The 16,725-nt window shown below is 67.1% G+C and carries 15 protein-coding genes; 5 read left to right on the top strand and 10 right to left on the bottom strand.

Annotation, left to right across the window (positions count from 1 at the left end):
* Window positions 1-184: 184 nt before the first annotated feature.
* The 4 genes from AC3XQU_RS22145 to AC3XQU_RS22160 are packed head-to-tail and all read left to right on the top strand — an operon-like array spanning window position 185 to window position 7,774.
* A complete protein-coding gene (locus AC3XQU_RS22145; RefSeq protein WP_489876324.1) occupies window positions 185-1,387 on the top strand; it encodes an efflux RND transporter periplasmic adaptor subunit in 1,203 nt (400 codons plus the stop codon).
* A gap of 8 nt (window positions 1,388-1,395) precedes the next feature.
* On the top strand, window positions 1,396-4,683 hold the full coding sequence (locus tag AC3XQU_RS22150) for an efflux RND transporter permease subunit (RefSeq protein ID WP_489876325.1): 3,288 nt from the start codon (window positions 1,396-1,398) through the stop codon (window positions 4,681-4,683).
* Entirely contained in the window at window positions 4,680-6,119 is a 1,440-nt protein-coding gene (locus AC3XQU_RS22155; RefSeq protein WP_489876326.1) for an efflux transporter outer membrane subunit, read from the top strand. The genes AC3XQU_RS22150 and AC3XQU_RS22155 overlap by 4 nt, the downstream gene beginning before the upstream one ends.
* Window positions 6,116-7,774: an FAD-dependent oxidoreductase gene (locus AC3XQU_RS22160; RefSeq protein ID WP_489876327.1), complete on the top strand. Its 1,659-nt coding sequence runs from the start codon at window positions 6,116-6,118 to the stop codon at window positions 7,772-7,774. Before AC3XQU_RS22155 ends, AC3XQU_RS22160 begins: the two co-directional genes overlap by 4 nt.
* Here the strand turns inward: AC3XQU_RS22160 and AC3XQU_RS22165 are convergent.
* Complete coding sequence (locus AC3XQU_RS22165; protein WP_489876328.1) at window positions 7,686-8,453, bottom strand: SDR family NAD(P)-dependent oxidoreductase; 768 nt, start codon at window positions 8,451-8,453, stop codon at window positions 7,686-7,688. The two genes, AC3XQU_RS22160 and AC3XQU_RS22165, sit on opposite strands and share 89 nt — an antisense overlap.
* Window positions 8,454-8,472: 19 nt before the next feature.
* Window positions 8,473-8,988 carry a hypothetical protein gene (locus tag AC3XQU_RS22170; protein ID WP_489876329.1) on the bottom strand — a complete coding sequence of 172 codons (516 nt, stop codon included), beginning with the start codon at window positions 8,986-8,988 and terminating at the stop codon, window positions 8,473-8,475.
* A gap of 34 nt (window positions 8,989-9,022) precedes the next feature.
* Between AC3XQU_RS22170 and AC3XQU_RS22175 the strand changes: the two genes are divergently transcribed.
* Window positions 9,023-9,781 carry a substrate binding domain-containing protein gene (locus AC3XQU_RS22175; protein ID WP_489876330.1) on the top strand — a complete coding sequence of 253 codons (759 nt, stop codon included), beginning with the start codon at window positions 9,023-9,025 and terminating at the stop codon, window positions 9,779-9,781.
* Between the two features lie 109 nt (window positions 9,782-9,890).
* Here AC3XQU_RS22175 and AC3XQU_RS22180 read toward each other — a convergent pair whose 3' ends face one another.
* The 8 genes from AC3XQU_RS22180 to AC3XQU_RS22215 form a co-directional block, all read right to left on the bottom strand.
* On the bottom strand, window positions 9,891-10,340 hold the full coding sequence (locus AC3XQU_RS22180) for a RidA family protein (RefSeq protein WP_489876331.1): 450 nt from the start codon (window positions 10,338-10,340) through the stop codon (window positions 9,891-9,893).
* A gap of 143 nt (window positions 10,341-10,483) precedes the next feature.
* Window positions 10,484-12,274 carry an amidohydrolase gene (locus AC3XQU_RS22185; RefSeq protein ID WP_489876332.1) on the bottom strand — a complete coding sequence of 597 codons (1,791 nt, stop codon included), beginning with the start codon at window positions 12,272-12,274 and terminating at the stop codon, window positions 10,484-10,486.
* A gap of 34 nt (window positions 12,275-12,308) precedes the next feature.
* Window positions 12,309-13,010: a pirin family protein gene (locus AC3XQU_RS22190; protein WP_489876333.1), complete on the bottom strand. Its 702-nt coding sequence runs from the start codon at window positions 13,008-13,010 to the stop codon at window positions 12,309-12,311.
* A 168-nt stretch (window positions 13,011-13,178) separates the two neighbouring features.
* The gene (locus tag AC3XQU_RS22195; RefSeq protein WP_489876334.1) at window positions 13,179-13,799 is read right to left on the bottom strand and encodes a response regulator transcription factor; all 621 of its coding nucleotides are present in this window, start codon (window positions 13,797-13,799) and stop codon (window positions 13,179-13,181) included.
* On the bottom strand, window positions 13,796-15,430 hold the full coding sequence (locus AC3XQU_RS22200; protein ID WP_489876335.1) for an ATP-binding protein: 1,635 nt from the start codon (window positions 15,428-15,430) through the stop codon (window positions 13,796-13,798). The genes AC3XQU_RS22195 and AC3XQU_RS22200 overlap by 4 nt, the downstream gene beginning before the upstream one ends.
* A gap of 8 nt (window positions 15,431-15,438) precedes the next feature.
* Complete coding sequence (locus tag AC3XQU_RS22205; RefSeq protein ID WP_489876336.1) at window positions 15,439-15,810, bottom strand: response regulator transcription factor; 372 nt, start codon at window positions 15,808-15,810, stop codon at window positions 15,439-15,441.
* Between the two features lie 55 nt (window positions 15,811-15,865).
* Window positions 15,866-16,156: a XapX domain-containing protein gene (locus AC3XQU_RS22210; RefSeq protein WP_489876337.1), complete on the bottom strand. Its 291-nt coding sequence runs from the start codon at window positions 16,154-16,156 to the stop codon at window positions 15,866-15,868.
* A gap of 206 nt (window positions 16,157-16,362) precedes the next feature.
* Window positions 16,363-16,725 (bottom strand): hypothetical protein, encoded by a 363-nt coding sequence (locus AC3XQU_RS22215; protein ID WP_489876338.1) that lies wholly within the window; start codon window positions 16,723-16,725, stop codon window positions 16,363-16,365.

Raw genomic sequence — 16,725 nt, forward strand, 5'->3', positions numbered from 1 at the left:
ATTGCATATTTTTGCTGACATTTGGATACTTTCGAGCCAGACTAGTCCCCGTGTATTGACGCGTAAAGATTAGCTGGCCTTGGTCTTCGCCAGCTGTCTCTATTGCCTCTCTCATTTCGCCCGGCAGCTTCGCCTCGTCCGCGTCGCGGTGCCGCTTACCTGTAGGGTGTTCAAGGAGCTTGTCATGTCATTCCAGTCGTTCACGGGAAGCCTGAGTTGGTCGATCCCTGTCGTGCTTGCCGCGCTGCTGGCAACCGGTTGCAGCCGCGGCGAAGCGAGCGCGCCGGGCGCCAACCAGCCGCCGGCGGTATCGGTCGCACCGGTCGCCAAGCGCGAGGTGCAGGAGTTCGACGAGTTCACGGCCAGGCTGGAGGCGCCCGACACGGTCGAGGTGCGCTCGCGCGTGGCCGGCATGCTCACCAAGGTCCATTTCCGCGAAGGTCAGCTGGTCAAGCGCGGCGATCCGCTGTTCACGATCGATCCGCGCACCTTCGCGGCCGACGTGGCGCGCGCCGACGCCCAGCGCGCGGCCGCCCGCACCCAGGTCGACCTGAACCGCAGCGAACTGGCGCGCGCCGAGAAGCTGGTGGCCATCAAGGGCGTCAGCGCCCAGGAAATCGACCAGCTGCGCTCGGCGCTGGCGACCGCCGGCTCGAACGCCAGGGCGGCCGAGGCGGCACTGGTGCAGGCCCGGCTGAACCTGGAATTCTCGCGCATCACGGCGCCCGTGTCCGGCCGCACCTCGCGCGCCAATGTCACCGAAGGCAACCTGGTGGGCGTGGCCGACCCGGTCCTGACCACGGTGGTGTCGAGCGACAAGGTGTACGCCTATTTCGACGCCAGCGAAGCGGTCTACCTGAAGTACATGCGCGCCGCGCGCGACGGCACCCGCGCCTCGTCGCGCGAAACGCCCAACCTGGTGCGGCTGGGCCTGGCGAACGAGGAAGGCTATCCGCACGCGGGCAAGATGGACTTCGTCGACAACCGCCTCAATCCGAATACCGCGTCGATCCGCGGCCGCGCCGTGTTCGACAACCGCGACGGCCTGTTCACCCCGGGCCTGTTCGCCCGCATCAAGCTGGTCGGCAGCGGCAACTACGCGGCCAACCTGGTCCCGGACCGCGCCATCAGCACCGACCAGACCCGCAAGGTGGTGCTGGTGGTGGGCAAGAACAACATCGTCGAGCAGCGTGAGGTCAAGACCGGCGCTTTGTTCGACGGCATGCGCGCGGTCACCGGGGTCAATCCCGGCGAACTGGTGATCGTGGACGGGCTGCTGCGCGCCTTCCCCGGCGCGCCCGTGACGCCGCAGGTGGTGAAAATCGACGCCCAGGGCCGGCCGCTGCCGCCGGCCGCGCCCGCTGCTGCCTCCGTGGCAAAGAACTAGGAGCGCAGATGGACATCTCGCGCTTTTTCATCGACCGTCCGCGCTTCGCCACGGTCCTGTCGGTCTTCATTTTCCTGACCGGCCTGCTCGCGATCTTCCAGCTGCCGATTTCGGAGTACCCCGAAGTCGCCCCGCCCCAGATCGTGGTGCGCGCCCAGTTCCCCGGCGCCAACCCGCGCGTGATCTCGGAAACGGTCGCGGCGCCGCTCGAGGAGCAGATCAACGGCCTGCAGAACATGCTGTACTTCGAGAGCCAGGCCACGGCCGACGGCAGCATGACCATGACCGTCACCTTCCGCGTCGGCACCGTGCCCGAGGAAGCGGAAACGGCGGTGCAGAACCGCATCAACCGCGCGCTGCCGCGCCTGCCCGATATCGTGCGCCAGATCGGCGTGACGACCGAGAAGCAGGCTCCCAACCTGACCATGGTGGTGCACATGGTCAGTCCGGACAACAGCCGCGACGCGCTCTACCTGCGCAACTACGCCAACCTGAACGTGCGCGACGACCTGCTGCGCATTCCGGGCATGGGCTCGGTGATCCTGTTCGGCGCCGGCGACTACGCCATGCGCATCTGGCTCAACCCGCCGGCGCTGGCGGCGCGCGGGATGACCGCGGCCGACGTGATCGGCGCCGTGCGCGAACAGAACGCCCAGGTCGCCGCCGGCGTGGTCGGCTCGCCGCCGGCGCCGGACGACACCGATTTCCAGCTGCAGGTCAATGCCCAGGGACGCCTCGCGCGCGAAGAGGACTTCGCCGACGTCATCGTGCGCAGCGACCCGAGCACCGGCGCCGTGGTGCGGGTGCGCGACGTCGGCCGCGTCGAAATGAGCGCCAACTCGTATTCGCTGCGCAGCCTGCTCAACAACAAGGAAGCGGCGGCGATCGCCATCTTCCAGTCGCCCGGCTCGAACGCGCTGCAGCTGTCGCAGAACGTGCGCGCCACCATGGAAAAGGCCAAGGGCAGCTTCCCCAAGGGGGTGTCCTACGACATCGTGTACGACCCGACGCGCTTCGTCCAGACCTCGATCGAGAAAGTCGTCACCACCCTGATCGAGGCGGTGCTGCTGGTGGTGCTGGTGGTGATCATCTTCCTGCAGACCTGGCGCGCCTCGGTGATTCCTCTGCTGGCGGTGCCGGTCTCGATCGTCGGCACCTTCGGCGTGCTCCTGTTGCTGGGCTACTCGATCAATACGCTGACCCTGTTCGGCCTGGTGCTGGCGATCGGCATCGTGGTCGACGACGCCATCGTGGTGGTCGAGAACGTGGAGCGCAACATCCAGGACGGCCTGACGCCGCACGAAGCCACCGTGAAGGCGATGCGCGAAGTAAGCGGGCCGATCGTGGCCATCGCGCTGGTGCTGTGCGCCGTGTTCATCCCGCTCACCTTCGTGCCCGGCCTGTCGGGCCAGTTCTACAAGCAGTTCGCGGCCACCATCGCGATTTCGACGGTGATCTCGGCGATCAACTCGCTGACCCTGTCGCCGGCGCTGGCCGCGCTCCTGCTGCGTCCCCACGACGCGCCGAAGGACAAGGTCATGCTGGTGATGGACCGGCTGTTCGGCCGCTTCTTCCACTGGTTTAACTGCTTCTTCCAGCGCCGCAGCAAGCAGTACAGCCGCGGCGTCACCGGCCTGCTGGCGCGCAAGTCAATGGCCATGATCGTTTATGTGGCGCTGCTGGGCGTGACCGTGCTGCTGTTCGCCCGCACCCCGAGCGGCTTCGTGCCGGCGCCGGACAAGCAGTACCTGATCGGCATCGCCCAGCTGCCGGCCGGCGCGTCGCTGGCGCGCACCGAGAAAGTCATCCGCGACATGAGCGACATCGCCCTGAAGGTGCCCGGCATCGTCGATTCGATCGCCTTCCCCGGCCTGTCGATCGCCGGCTTCTCGGCCGCGCCCAACGAAGGCATCGTGTTCTTCGGACTGGCGCCCTTCGACAAGCGCACCGCCTCCTCGCTGTCGAAGGACGCCATCCTGGCGCGCGTGAACGGCGAGATCCAGGCGATCCAGGGGGCGCGCATGTTCGTGGTGCCGCCGCCGGCGGTCGACGGCCTGGGCAGCGCCGGCGGCTTCAAGCTGCAGATCCAGGACCGCGGCGGCCAGGGCGAGCAGGCGCTGTACGGCGCCGCGACGGCCCTGCTCGGCCCGATCTACGGCAACCCGAAGTCGACCATCGGCACGCCCTACTCCACCTACGACATCAATGTTCCCCAGCTGTTCGCCGACGTCGACCGCACCAAGGCCAAGCAGATGGGCGTGCCGCTGCAGGCCATCTACGACACCCTGCAGATCAACCTCGGCTCGCTCTACGTGAACGACTTCACCCGCTTCGGCAAGACCTACCAGGTGGTGGTGCAGGCCGATTCGCCCTTCCGCTCGCAGGCCGACAGCATCGCCCGCCTCGAAACCCGCAACGGCGACGGACAGATGGTGCCGCTCGGCTCCGTCATGCAGGTGACGCCGACCTTCGGGCCGACCCGGGTAACGCGCTACAACGGCTTCCCCTCGGCCGACATCAACGGCGCGCCCAAGGCAGGCTTTTCGAGCGGGGTGGCGGAAGCCGAGATGGAGCAGCTGGTGCAGGGACTGCCGCGCGGCATGTCCTACGAGTGGACCGACCTGACCTACCAGGACCGGCTGACCCGCTCGGTGGCCCTGCCGGGGCTGGGCATCGAGGTGCCCACCCTGGCCGCGGTGCTGCTGCTGTCGGTGGTGCTGGTGGTGCTGGTGCTCACCGCCCAGTACGAAAGCTGGTCGCTGCCGCTGGCCATCATCATGATCGTCCCGATGTGTATCCTGTCGGCCCTGTTCGGCGTCTGGATCTCGAGCCTGCCGCCCTTCTCCCAGACCGGCGACCTGAATCTGTTCACCCAGGTGGCGCTGGTGGTGCTGGTCGGCCTGGCCTGCAAGAACGCGATCCTGATCGTGGAATTCGCCAAGGAACTCGAGGAACGCGGCATGGCGATCCGCGACGCCATCATCGAAGCCTGCCACCTGCGGCTGCGCCCGATCCTGATGACCTCGATCGCCTTCTGCGCCGGCGTGGTGCCGCTGATCCTCGGCAGCGGCGCCGGCAGCGAGATGCGGCGCGCAATGGGCATCGCGGTGTTCTCGGGCATGGTCGGGGTCACCCTGTTCGGCATCTTCCTGACGCCGGTCTTCTATTCGCTGCTGCGCAAGGGGACCGAGAAGCACCGCGCCCACGCCGCCGCCGTACGGCGCGAGATCGACGCCTGCGCCCACCCCTTCCACCCCGGCGTCGACGACGCCCCCCAAGGCAAGGAAACGACATGAACGCGTCACTTCGCATCCGGCGCGCGGGCGCCTGCGCGTTCGGCGCGCTGCTGCTGAGCGCCTGTTCGCATGCGCCCAGGCTGCCCTTGTTTTCCCCGCCGGCGCAGGAGCGTTTCGTCCATGCGCCGCAGGAAGCCCAGTCCACCGAACCGGTCGGCGCGTTCTGGAACGGCTTTCGCGATCCGCTGCTCGACGAGCTGGTGCAGCGCGCGCTCGCCGCCAACCCCGACGTGCGCAGCGCCGCGGCCAGCCTGCGCGAGGCGCGTGCCATCAGCCGCGGCGCCGACGCCAACCTGTTTCCCAGCGCCGGCCTGGCGGTGAGCGCCGCGCGGGTGCGCGCCCAGGACGACCTGGGGGTGTCTTCAACCCGCAGCAACTACGCAGCGGGCCTGGACCTGCTGTGGGAAGCGGACCTGTTCGGCGGCCTGGGCGACGCCCGCCGCGCGGCCCGGGCCGGCGTGCGCGCCGGCGCCGAAGGCGTGCGCGCGGCGCAGGTCAGCGTGGTGGCCGAGGTGGCGCGCAATTATTTCGAGCTGCGCGGCCTGCAGCAGCAACTGCGCGTGGCGACGGCCTCGCTCGACACCCAGCAGCAGGCGCTGCGCCTGGTGGAAGCGCGCCTGGACGCCGGGCGCGGCACCGCGCTCGACACCGAGCGCGCCCGCGCCCTGGTCCAGTCGACCGCGGCCAACGTGCCGGCACTGGAAGCGGTCCTGATCCGCACCCGGCACCGCATCGCGGTGCTGTGCGGCCGGCCGCCATCGGCCTTCGACGCGGAACTGGCGGCGGAACAGCCCCTTCCCGGCCTGCAGGCGGTCGCCCTGTCGGGTATCGGCTCGCCGGCGTCGCTGCTGCGGCGCCGCCCCGACATCCTGGCCGCCGAGGCCCAGGCCGCCGCCGCCGCGGCCCAGGCGGGCGTGGCGCGCAGCGCCCTGTTCCCGCGCGTGATCCTGGGCGGCACCCTGGGCCAGAACGCGTCGCGCCTGTCCGCGCTGGGCGACGGCGCCTCATATGTGTACAACCTGGGAGCGCAGCTGACCTGGAACCTGCTCGACTTCGGCCGCATCCGGGCCCAGGTCGCCGCCGCCGACGCCCGCAACGAGGTGGCCATGATCGCGTACGAACGCACGGTGCTGGCGGCGCTCGAGGAAACCGAGGGAGCGCTGGCCGCCTACACGCGCAGCCAGCGCCAGGCCGGGCTGCTGTTCGACGCCGCGCGCGCGTCGGAACAGGCGGCGCTGATCGCGCGCGAGCGCTTCGCGGTCGGCTCCACCGATTTCCTGACCGTGCTCGATGCCGAGCGCGAGCTGCTGGCCGCGCGCGACCGCCTGGCGCAATCGCAGGCCGGCGCCGCCACCAGCGTGGTCGCGGTGTACAAGGCGCTCGGCGGCGACTTCGGCGCCCCCGGTGCACCCTCCGCGGCCGGCGGCGCGCAATGAGCGAGGCGCCCACCTCGGTGATGGCCACGCGCCGGGCCCAGGCGTTTCCGCGGCTCGACGAACGCGAGATCGGCCGTTTGCGCCGCTTCGGCGCCGTGCATGGCTGGGCCGACGGCGAACGGCTGTTCAGCGCCGGGGTCGAGGGACCGGGCATGTTCGTGGTCCTGTCCGGCACGGTGCTGGTTACCCGGCGCGACGGCCTGGGCGGCAACGTCCCGGTGGTCGAGCAAGGCCCCGGCGAGTTCCTGGCCGAGGTCGGCCAGCTCTCGGGCGGCCCGGCCTTCGTCGACGGGCATGCGCTCGGCCCGGTCGAGGCGCTCCTGATACCGCCGGAGCGCCTGCGCGCGCTGGTGGTGGCGGAAGCGGAACTGGGCGAAAAGATCATGCGCGCCCTGATCCTGCGCCGGGTGATCCTGATCGAACAAGGCAGCGGCGCGGTCGTGATCGGGGTCGCCGGCGGCGCCGACACGGTGCGCCTGGCCGGCTTCCTGACGCGCAATGGGCATCCGCACCGGGTGGTGGCGCCCGACAGCGAGGCCGCGCAAGCGCTGATCCGGTGCCACGGCGCCGGCCAGGCCGACCTGCCGCTGGTGCTGTGCGCGGACGGCCGGGTGCTGCGCAACCCGGACGAATCCATGCTCGCCCGCTGCATCGGCATGGTCGAGCCCGGGCGCGTGGCCGGACGCTGCTTCGACGTCGCGGTGGTCGGCGCCGGCCCCGCGGGCCTGGCGGCGGCCGTCTACGCCGCATCCGAAGGGCTGTCGGTGGTGGTGCTCGACGCGCGCGCCTTCGGCGGCCAGGCCGGGTCCTCGGCCCGGATCGAAAACCTGCTCGGCTTCCCCACCGGGATCAGCGGGCAGGCGCTGTCGGGCCGGGCCTACGTGCAAGCCCAGAAGTTCGGGGCCGAGATCGCGATCCCCATGACCGTGTCCCGGCTCGACTGCTCGGCGCCGGACGGCGTCCTGCGCCTGGAACTGGGTCCATACGGGGCGCTCGCGGCGCGCACGGTGGTGCTGGCCTCGGGCGCGCGCTACCGGCGCCTGGACCTGCCCGGACAGGAGCGCTTCGAAGGCCGCGGCATCGCCTACTGGGCCACCCCGCTGGAAGCGCGCCAGGTGCAGGGCCAGGAAGTCTTGCTGGTGGGAGGCGGCAACTCGGCCGGACAGGCCGCCGTCTACCTGGCCGGCCACGCCAGGCGCGTGCGCATCCTGGTGCGCCGGCCGCTGGCGGACACGATGTCGCAATACCTGGTCGAGCGCATCGCCGCCTCGGCCGCCATCGAAGTCGTGGTCGGTGCGACCGTCGTCGGCCTGGATGGAGAAGACGAACTCGAACGCGTGCGCTGGAAGACCCCCGACGGCGAGGTCGAGGAGGCGGTGCGCCACCTGTTCCTGTTCATCGGTGCGGCGCCGGCCACCGGCTGGCTGCATGGGTGCGGTGTCGCGCTCGAGCGCGGTTTCGTGCTGACCGGGCAAGCGTTGCCCGGAACCGCGGCGCGCACCCCGGCGCCGCACGAAACCAACGTGCCGGGGGTGTTCGCGATCGGCGACGTGCGCGCCGGCTCGGTCAAGCGGGTCGGTGCGGCCATCGGCGAAGGCGCGGGGGTGGTGGCGCAGCTGCATGCCTACCTGGCCTCGCCGGTCGCCGCAAAATGACGGGACCGCAGCAGCAATCGCACACCACGTTCGTTTCGATGCTTTTCCAATCGTCGCCCCAGCCCTTGTCGGCCGCGTGATCGCGCCACAAGCGCTCGAAACCCACGGTGCGCACGGGACCGGGACTGACCGTTACCGCCGTAACGCCGCTGCCGGCAAGGGTCTTGGACAGGCTGACCGAGAAGTTGACGACGCCGGCCTTGACCGCCGCGTAGTCGGGGCCGAAGGCATACGGCTGCGGCGCCGCGCTGCTGGCGATCTGGATGATCCGCCCCCATTTCGCCTCTTGCATGGCGGGAGCGAGGGCGCGCGTGAGCCGCACCATGGACAGCAAGTCGTGGTTGAACATCTCCATCCATTTTTCCGGAGTGCTGTCGAACCACCCCACCTGCTGGTAGCTGCCCGCATTGTTGACGAGGATGTCGATCCCGCCGAACGCTTGCATGGCCTGCGCCGCGACCCGCTCGGCATCGTCGTCGCGCGACAGGTCGCCCAGCACGACGGCGGCCCTGCCTCCCGCGGCCTCGATCCCGTCGGCGACCTGCCTGGTAGCGGCGGCGTTGCGGCCATGGACCACGACCGACACGCCTTCCCTTGCCAGGGTCTTGGCGATCCCCTCGCTGATTCCACCGGACGAGCCGGTGACCAGGGCGCGTTTTCCCGCCAGATGAAGTTTCATGATGATTCCTTTGATTGGGTTAATGACTAACGGAGGGTTCGAGCTTCAGGTCGTTCGTTCTTGCATGGCGAAGCAGCCACAGGGTGCCTGCCGAGCCGGCGAGCCCGATCAGCCCTGCGATCAAGGCGATCTTCATCAGGCCGTCGTGCAGCGCCGTCTGCGCCGCTTGCAGGAACCAGGCATGCTGGCCGTGCGGTAGCACCGCCAGGGCGCGCCGCAAGTCGCCTTTGATGACATCGGCAACCAGTTCGGCCACTGTGTGATCCGGCAAGGCGATGAGCTGCGCCGCTTGTGCGAAGGATGCCGAAGCGGTACAGGTCAGGACGGCGCCCAGTCCGGCGAAACCCAGGGCGACGCCCAGTTGCCGCATGGTGCCGTTGATCCCGGACGCCATGCCGGCCCGGTCGGCCGATACCACGCGCATGGCGGCATTGGTCATCTGGCCGTTGATCAAGCCGGTACCGGCGCCGGACACCAGGCCGCCCAGTGCATAGGCGGACCATCCGGAGTCGGCGTCGGGCGTCAGCAAGGCCATCACGCGCCTCGAGCACGACCTGGGGGCGCGCCTGTTGAACCGCAGTACACGCAGCGTCAGCCTGACCCCGGAAGGAGAGCTGTTTCTCGCCAGGTGCCGCGGCGCGATGGCCGACCTGGAAGCTGCCCGGGAGTCGCTGCACGCGGCCGCCAGCGGGCCGCGCGGCATCCTGCGGGTGACGATGCCGGTCGCCTATGGCCGCCTGGTGGTGCTGCCGAAGCTCGCGCGCCTGTTGGAAGGCAACCCCGAGCTGCGCATCGACGCGAGCGTCACCGATCGCCGGGTCGACCTGATCGAAGAAGGTGTCGACGTGGCGGTGCGCATTGGCGACCTGCCGGATTCGGACCAGATCGCCCGCCGCATCGACACGGTCGGATTTGTCGTGTGTGCTTCGCCCGGCTATCTGCATAGCCGCAAGCCGCCGCGCTACCAGGAAGACCTTGCCGGGCACCTCGCCGTGTTGTCGAGGTCCTCCACGGATGGGCGCACGATGCCCTGGCGGGTGGTGTCCAGCGATGGCGCCGTGAAGGAAGTCGTTCCGCCGTCGCGTTTCATCGTCGATAACGGCAGTGCACTGATCGATGCGGCGCTGGCCGGCGCCGGCCTGATCCACATCCATCGCTACATGGTGGCGGCCTTCCTGGAATCGGGCGCGCTCCAAACCGTCCTGCCCGATTTACCGGACAACGACCTTGCGGTGCACGCCGTCTACCCGCGCAGCAAGCACGTGTCGGCGAAGGTGCGCGCCGCGGTCGATGCCTTGACCAGCGCTGCGCTGTCGTCCGGGGCCTAGCGCTGAACGAGCCAGGCAGTCAGGCGTATCCGGCCGCGCGTCGGCTACTGGCGCCGCTTGGCAAAGCTGCCGCGTGGGGGGCGAGCTCTGTTCGTTTTTCGCTTGGCGATCAAGGGAGCACCGCGCGGAAGGTGACTTCCACCAACTGTGCCGGAAACGCAAGTCGCGACACGCCGATGAGGTTGCTGGCGCACTGGGGCTGTTCCATGCCGTACATCTCCTTGCGGACCTTGCCTGCCGCCGCGAAGGCCGCATCGACATCGATCACGTACAGCGTCTCTTCCACGACGTGGTCCAGGGTGGCGCCGAATTCCTTCAGCAGATCGATCGCGTTGAGGTAGGTCTGGCGAATCTGGTTTTCCATCTGCGTGTAGTCGGCCGGCTTGCCCGTGCTGTCGAGCGCCGCCGGCGCTACCAGCGCACCGCTCCTGTCGTGGCTGAGCTGGCCGGAAATATAGATCGTGTCCTTCACTTGCAGGCCCTGGACATAGCCAAACTGGCCTTCCCAGGCGACACCCCAGTTCACGACCTTCTTTTGAATCTTGCTGGTAGTGGACATATGCCCTCCGTTGGTTGATGGATGAATTTCCAGTGTAGTGCAGGCCGACTGCGCCGCCACCGGCCTTAGGATAGGGCGGCGGAGCTTAGGCAGGCGGCAGGCTGGCAAGTCCGGCGCGGCAGATCGCCAGCCCTGCTGGCGGATCATTTGGCGTGCTGGTAGCCGCCGAACACGGCGACGGGACTCCATGCCGGGGACACCGGCACGATCGATGGAGACAGCGGCGCATACTCTCCGGCGCCATACACGACCTTGCCGTTGACGACGGTCAGCATGCTCTCGAAGCGCCTGATTTCTTCGGCGTCAACCGAGAAATAATCCTTCGGCAGGATGACGAAGTCCGCATACTGGCCGCGCTTGATCGTCCCTTTGACTTTTTCTTCACCGCTCATCCAGGCCGAGCCGGTGGTCATCAGCTTCAGGGCTTCGTAGCGGGTCGGGATGTCCCGTTCCTGCCAGGTCGGCATGCCGCCGGCGGTCTTCCCGGTCACGGCCCAATACAGCGACGCCCAGGGGTTGTAGCTCGACACCCGCGTGCCATCGGTGCCCAGGCCAACGGGAATCTTCATGTCGAGCATCTTGCGGATCGGGGGCATCTGGCGCACCTGGGGTCCATAGCGCTTCCAGTAGGACTCGCCCTGGAAGTGCATCCGGTTCTGCACCGCCACGCCGCCGCCCAGTTTCCTGATCCGCGCCAGCTGATCGTCCGTGATGGTCTCGCCATGGTCGACGATGAAGCGCAGGCCGTTCAGCGGCGTCCTGGCATTGACCTTCTCGATGACGGCCAGGTCGCGGTCGATGCTTTCGCCATACGTGGCATGCAGGCGAAACGGCCAGCGGTTCTTCACCAGGAGAGTCACCACCTTGTCGAGTTCGCTCTCCATCGATGCCGGCAGCTCGGGGCGCGGCTCGAGGAAGTTCTCGAAGTCGGCGGCGCTGGCGACCAGGTTTTCGCCGGCGCCTTCGGCCGAGAAGCCGTTGGCATAGAACATGTGGTCGTTCTTGTTGGGCCGGGTCATCGCCATCCAGCGCTGGAAGTCGTCGAGTTCCTTGCCCGGTTTTTGCGCGAACAGGTAGTAGGCGGTACGCACGGTCAGCTTGCCGCCGCGCGCCAGTTCCAGCGTGACGCCGTAATCGTCCGGATAGTTCTGGAATCCGCCGCCGGCATCGATCGCACTGGTGACGCCCAGGCGGTTGAGCTCGCGATAGTAGTGCAGCGTCGAATTGAGCTGGTCGTCGCGGCCCAGGGTATTCGTCTTGGCCAGGGTCGAATACAGGATCAGCGCGTTCGGCTTGGCGATCAGCTTGCCGGTCGGCCGGCCGCCGGCATCCAGTTCGACGACGCCGTCCTTGTACTGGGTGTCCTTGCTGTAGCCGAGCGTCTCGACGCCCTTCTTGTTCAGGAAGCCCAGCCCGTACAGGTACAGGATGAAGACGGGCTTGTCCGGGACGGCGGCATTGATTTCCTCGAGCGTGGGCAAGCGCTTTTCCTCGAACTGGTACTCGTTCCAGCCACCGACCACCTTGACCCACTGCCCCTCGGGCGTGCGTGCGGCCTGCTCCTTGAGCATCTCGAGGGCGCGCCTGAGCGAGGTGACGCCGTCCCAGCGCAGTTCCATGTTGTAGTTCAGGCCCTCGCGGATCACATGGGTATGGGAGTCGTTGAGGCCGGGAATGACGGTGCGCCCGCGCGCATCGATCACCTGGGTGCTGCTACGGCGCAATTTCAAAACCTGCGCATTGGTGCCGGTCGCAAGGATTTTCCCGTCCTTGACCGCGATGGCCTGGGTGAACTCGCCTGCCCGCGCCATCGTGGCGACCTTGCCGTTGGTGAGGATCAGGTCGGCCTGCGCCTGTGCCTGCGCGGCCTGCAGGCCGAGCACCGCCGCCAGGATGCAGGAAGATGGGCCGATAGCGCGCTGGAGGATACTCATGGTGTTGTACTTTCCTGGTTGTGTTGCGGGACCGTCAAGCGGGCAGATCGAACAGCAGCACTTCCGCGTCCTGGGCTTCGAACAGGCTCACGGTGCTTTCCGCGGTGAGCTTCACGGCGTCGCCGGCCTGCAGCAGGCAGCCGTTCACCTTGACACTGCCGCGCGCCACCTGGACATAGGCTTGCCGCCCCTGCTGCAAACCATGCTCGACGCGCTCGGCGCCATCGAGGATCGTTGCGTAGATCGAGGTGTCCTGGCGCAGCGAGACCGAACCTTCCCTGCCGTCTTGCGAGGCGATCAGGCGCAGCCTGCCTTTCTTGGACTCGGCGTCGAAGTGCTTTTCTTCGTATCCGGGCGCGCCGCTCTCCTGCGCGGGAATCACCCAGATTTGCAGGAAGTGCACCGGCTCGGTGCTGGAGTGGTTGTATTCGCTGTGGGTGACGCCGCTGCCTGCGCTCATGCGCTGTACGTCGCCGTAGCGCAGGACCGAGCCATTGCCCATGCTGTCCTTGTGCTCCAGCGCGCCATCGAGGACATAGGACAGGATTTCCATGTTCTTGTGGCTGTGCGGTTCGAATCCCTTGCCCGGCGCGACGTGGTCCTCATTGATCACCCGCAGCGGGCCAATGTGCATGTGGGCCGGATCGTGGTAGTGGCCAAACGAAAACGTGTGCTGCGAACGCAGCCAACCGAGGCTTGCGGTACCACGATCCTGGCTTGGACGGACTGTCAGCATGCTATGTCTCCTAGTGTAAGTGCGACTCTTTTAACGATTAACGCAGTCCGGATTGCTACCGGCTCGACTGATCGAGGCGCCGTGCGATGCGCCGCATGATGGACGGGCTGGATGGCCGTGAAAAACGAGTAATTTCACGCTGAATAATCGATCAATTCGATCGACTCGTCAGCGGCTGCCCGAGCTGGTGATGTGCAAGCGCTCGGCGTGGCGTACCAGATCCGGCACCGAACGCGCGGCCATTTTTTCCATCACATTGCGCTTGTGAATCTTCGCCATGATTTCACTCACGCCCAGTTCGTGGGCGATCTGCTTGATCAGCAGTCCGCCGATGACCAGGGCCATCGTCTCGCGCTCGCGCGGTGTCAGGCTCGCGTGTCTCATGCGTAAATCAGCCAGCTCGCGGCGCATGGCGTAGTTCGCTTCGTCGTAGGCCAGCGCCTCGCCGACCGCGCGCAGCAGGTCTTCGGGCGCGACCGGCTTGGTCAGGAATTCCTTGGCCCCTGCTTTCATCGCCTGCACCGTCAGCGGAATCGACCCGTAGCCGGTCATGAAGATGATCGGTATCGCCTGGCCCCGACGGGCAAGCTCTGCGGCGACATCCAGGCCGTCGAATTCCGGCATGGCCATATCGCAGATCAGGCAGCAAGGGGTGTCCGGTTTTTCCGCGATCAGGAACGCGCTGCCGGTCGCGAACGCGCATGCGTCGAAGCCTTCCGCGTTGAGCAGGTTCACGACCGAGCTGCGCACGGCATGGTCGTCGTCGACCACATAGATCATTGGTTTCATGCGCGTCTTTCCCAGCCGTTAAGGCCGCGGGCGTCCAGGCCTGCCTGTGCCGGCATCTGCAAGATCACACGGCATCCATGGGGTTGCCTGCCGCAGGCCCGGATCCTGCCGCCATGCGACTCGATGATGGAACGACAGATCGCCAGGCCCACGCCCATGCCGTCGGACTTGGTTCCGACGAAGGGTTCGAACATGTGCTCGAAGGTGGCAGCGTCGGCGCCCATACCGTTGTCCTCGACGATGACCTCCACTCGTTTTCCATCAAAGCAACGCGTCGCGATGTGAAGTATGCCTACCCGCGCCTGGACCTCGTGCATCGCATCGACCGCGTTGCACACCAGGTTGGCGAATACCTGCCGCAGTTGCGCGGTGTCGCCTTGCACGGCGACCGGCTGGTCCCACAGATCGAGTTCGACCGCGATCTGGTGGCGATCCAGTTCGCTGCGCAGGGTCTGCACCACTTCGCGCACCAGGGCATGCAGGTCGATCGGTTCGGCCAGCGGACGACGGTATGCCAATGCCTGGAGCCGCTGGATGATGGTGCCGGCGCGCTGGCTTTGCTCCACGATCTCCCGCAGCAGCTGCTTGAGCTTTCCCGGATCGAGTGCATTGCGTTCGAGGCGGACAAGCGCCGCGCCGGCATTCGACGAAATCGACATCAGGGGCTGGTTGACTTCGTGCGCGACCAGGGCGGTCATCTGGCCGATCGTGGCCAGGCGCGCTCCGCGCGCCAGTTCCACCTGCGCTTTGCTCAATGCGAGCTCGTCCGCCTTACGGCTGCTGATGTCGCTGACGGTGCCGACGAAAACCTTGCCATTCGCTTCGAGGATGGGCTGGGCAATCACCGACAGGTAACGAATTTCGCCGTTGCTTGCATGAATGCGAAATTCGAAACGCGTACTGCTCTGCCGGGCGACTGCTTCATCCAGGGTGCGCACGACCTGCTCGCGGTCGCAGGGATGGATATGCTCGATCAGTGCGTCGTACTTGACGGCGGAAACGTAGGGGTCGAGTTCATAGATGCGGCAGAACTCGGCCGAGCAATTCACGACGCGTTCATCGACGTCCCAGGCCCAGCTGCCGCTCTGGTTGATCCGCTCGCCGAGCAGCAGCATCGCACGGCTTGCCTGGAGCGCCTTCTCGTTCTGCCGGAACGCCTCGATCTCGTCGGTAGCGGCGGCATACAGCCTGGCGGTTTCCAGCGACAAGGCGGCCTGCCCCGCAAGCAGTTCGAGAAAGCGCATCTGTTCGTCCGTGACCATCGGTCCCCTGCCCTGCCGCTCCAGGTACAGCATGCCGAACAGGTGGTCGCGCTTGACCAGGGGCAGGATAACGACGGCGCGGTCCGATAGCTCGTCCAGCCTGGCTGGCGTGCGGGTGCGCACGACCTTCTCGACCAGCGACAGCGCAATATCGTCCTGCCGCGGCGAGAAACGGCGCATATCCATGGACACCTTGTCCGGGCCTGCATGCGCCATCGCTTCGACAAGCAGTTCTCCTTTTTGCCACCGTAGCAGGACGCTGCGCTGTGCATGGGCGAGCCCCAGCGCCGTCGTCATGAATGCCTGGATTACAGGCGGCAGGATCGGCGCGTCCTGCGCTGGCTCACTGCCGGGAGAGTGGCTGTCCATGCGAGGGCTCACTTGCTTGGCCTGCCCGATGCGAGCCGGTCATCGATGTAAGCGCACAGCAGTTCCGGATCGACCGGCTTGCGCAGCAGGCCAAGCGCGCCGGCATCGAGCGCCGTACGCTCCATATCGCGGTCTCCATGGCCGCTGATGAACAGGACCGGCAAGGCCAGTCCCAGGCGCACGCATTGCTGCTGGAGGGCGAAACCGTCCATGCCGCGCAGCTTGATATCGAATACTGCGAAATTGAACGCATCGAGCTGGGGCGACGCGAGAAAGGCCTCGCCCGACTCGAACACGCAGGCCTGGTAGCCGCTCGCCTCGAGCAGATTGGCCATTGCCGTGCGCACGGCCCCGTCGTCGTCGACGACGCAGATCGTCATGCCTGCCGGGTCCCAGGTTGCAGAACCGTGGTGCGGTCCGGTCCGGCCGCCACGGTCAACCCGCACGGTCCGGCCCTGCCTGCGGCTTGCAGCGCTCGTCGTCCTGCCGAGGCGCCGGCGGCTGCACGCCGGTGATCTGCGCGACGCATTCATGACGCAGCCACGCGGCCGTGACCGGCTGGCCGCTGACGAGCTTTTTGACGACGGGAAGCGCCTGTTCACCGATCAGGATGCCAAGCAGTCCGACAAGCGCAATGGCGGGAGGGGCCGGCGAGCGCACCTGCAGCAAGGCGTAGATGACACCGACGAGCACGCCCACGGCGAGCGTTACGATGTAAATCTTCATGAAATCTCCATCAAAGTCGATCAATGTGCACGATTACCTGCTGCGAGCCTGGACCGATGTGCCCGGCGCCGGGGGGGACGGGCCTTCCTGTTCGCCGAGCCGTCTGCAGCCGATGATAATGAAGGGCGGTCGATTCAGACAGTATACAAAGGTATACACGGTGCCGGCGGCGTTTGCCATCCGGGCGCACGTCAAGCGCTGGACCGTCAATAAGCAGGAATCAGATAGCGCGACGCATCACGGCCCGGCAACGAGACGGCGCCGCCTTCCGGCTGGGCCATGCGCGCCATCATGCGGCGCAGATGGGTGCTGAAGGTGCATTGTCGCTTTCCCTTGCGGAAGAACTCGTGACATCCCCGCAGGACGTGATCGTCGGCGAAGCTCACTTCGAAACGCACCGGGCCGCAAGCGCTGTCAAGCGCCCACTGGCCGAGCACACGCTCGGTGCTGTAGAAATCGCTGAGCACGGCGCTGGCGTTGCGGGCATTCCATAAGCGGATACGCAGGACGTCGATCCGTTCGTCGGCGTCATGACCGCATGATGCTGGATCAGTCAAGGACGAGGTCAT

It is taken from the genome of Telluria sp. AZSoR62 (assembly GCF_058111565.1).

Excerpts from the sequence above, each read along its gene's own strand:
- AC3XQU_RS22145 (WP_489876324.1), top strand. The coding sequence starts at position 185 with ATGTCATTCCAGTCGTTCACGGGAAGCCTGAGTTGGTCGATCCCTGTC.
- AC3XQU_RS22150 (WP_489876325.1), top strand. The coding sequence starts at position 1,396 with ATGGACATCTCGCGCTTTTTCATCGACCGTCCGCGCTTCGCCACGGTC.
- AC3XQU_RS22155 (WP_489876326.1), top strand. The coding sequence starts at position 4,680 with ATGAACGCGTCACTTCGCATCCGGCGCGCGGGCGCCTGCGCGTTCGGC.
- AC3XQU_RS22160 (WP_489876327.1), top strand. The coding sequence starts at position 6,116 with ATGAGCGAGGCGCCCACCTCGGTGATGGCCACGCGCCGGGCCCAGGCG.
- AC3XQU_RS22165 (WP_489876328.1), bottom strand. The coding sequence starts at position 8,453 with ATGAAACTTCATCTGGCGGGAAAACGCGCCCTGGTCACCGGCTCGTCC.
- AC3XQU_RS22170 (WP_489876329.1), bottom strand. The coding sequence starts at position 8,988 with ATGGCCTTGCTGACGCCCGACGCCGACTCCGGATGGTCCGCCTATGCA.
- AC3XQU_RS22180 (WP_489876331.1), bottom strand. The coding sequence starts at position 10,340 with ATGTCCACTACCAGCAAGATTCAAAAGAAGGTCGTGAACTGGGGTGTC.
- AC3XQU_RS22185 (WP_489876332.1), bottom strand. The coding sequence starts at position 12,274 with ATGAGTATCCTCCAGCGCGCTATCGGCCCATCTTCCTGCATCCTGGCG.
- AC3XQU_RS22190 (WP_489876333.1), bottom strand. The coding sequence starts at position 13,010 with ATGCTGACAGTCCGTCCAAGCCAGGATCGTGGTACCGCAAGCCTCGGT.
- AC3XQU_RS22195 (WP_489876334.1), bottom strand. The coding sequence starts at position 13,799 with ATGAAACCAATGATCTATGTGGTCGACGACGACCATGCCGTGCGCAGC.
- AC3XQU_RS22200 (WP_489876335.1), bottom strand. The coding sequence starts at position 15,430 with ATGGACAGCCACTCTCCCGGCAGTGAGCCAGCGCAGGACGCGCCGATC.
- AC3XQU_RS22205 (WP_489876336.1), bottom strand. The coding sequence starts at position 15,810 with ATGACGATCTGCGTCGTCGACGACGACGGGGCCGTGCGCACGGCAATG.
- AC3XQU_RS22210 (WP_489876337.1), bottom strand. The coding sequence starts at position 16,156 with ATGAAGATTTACATCGTAACGCTCGCCGTGGGCGTGCTCGTCGGTGTC.
- AC3XQU_RS22215 (WP_489876338.1), bottom strand. The coding sequence starts at position 16,725 with ATGACCTCGTCCTTGACTGATCCAGCATCATGCGGTCATGACGCCGAC.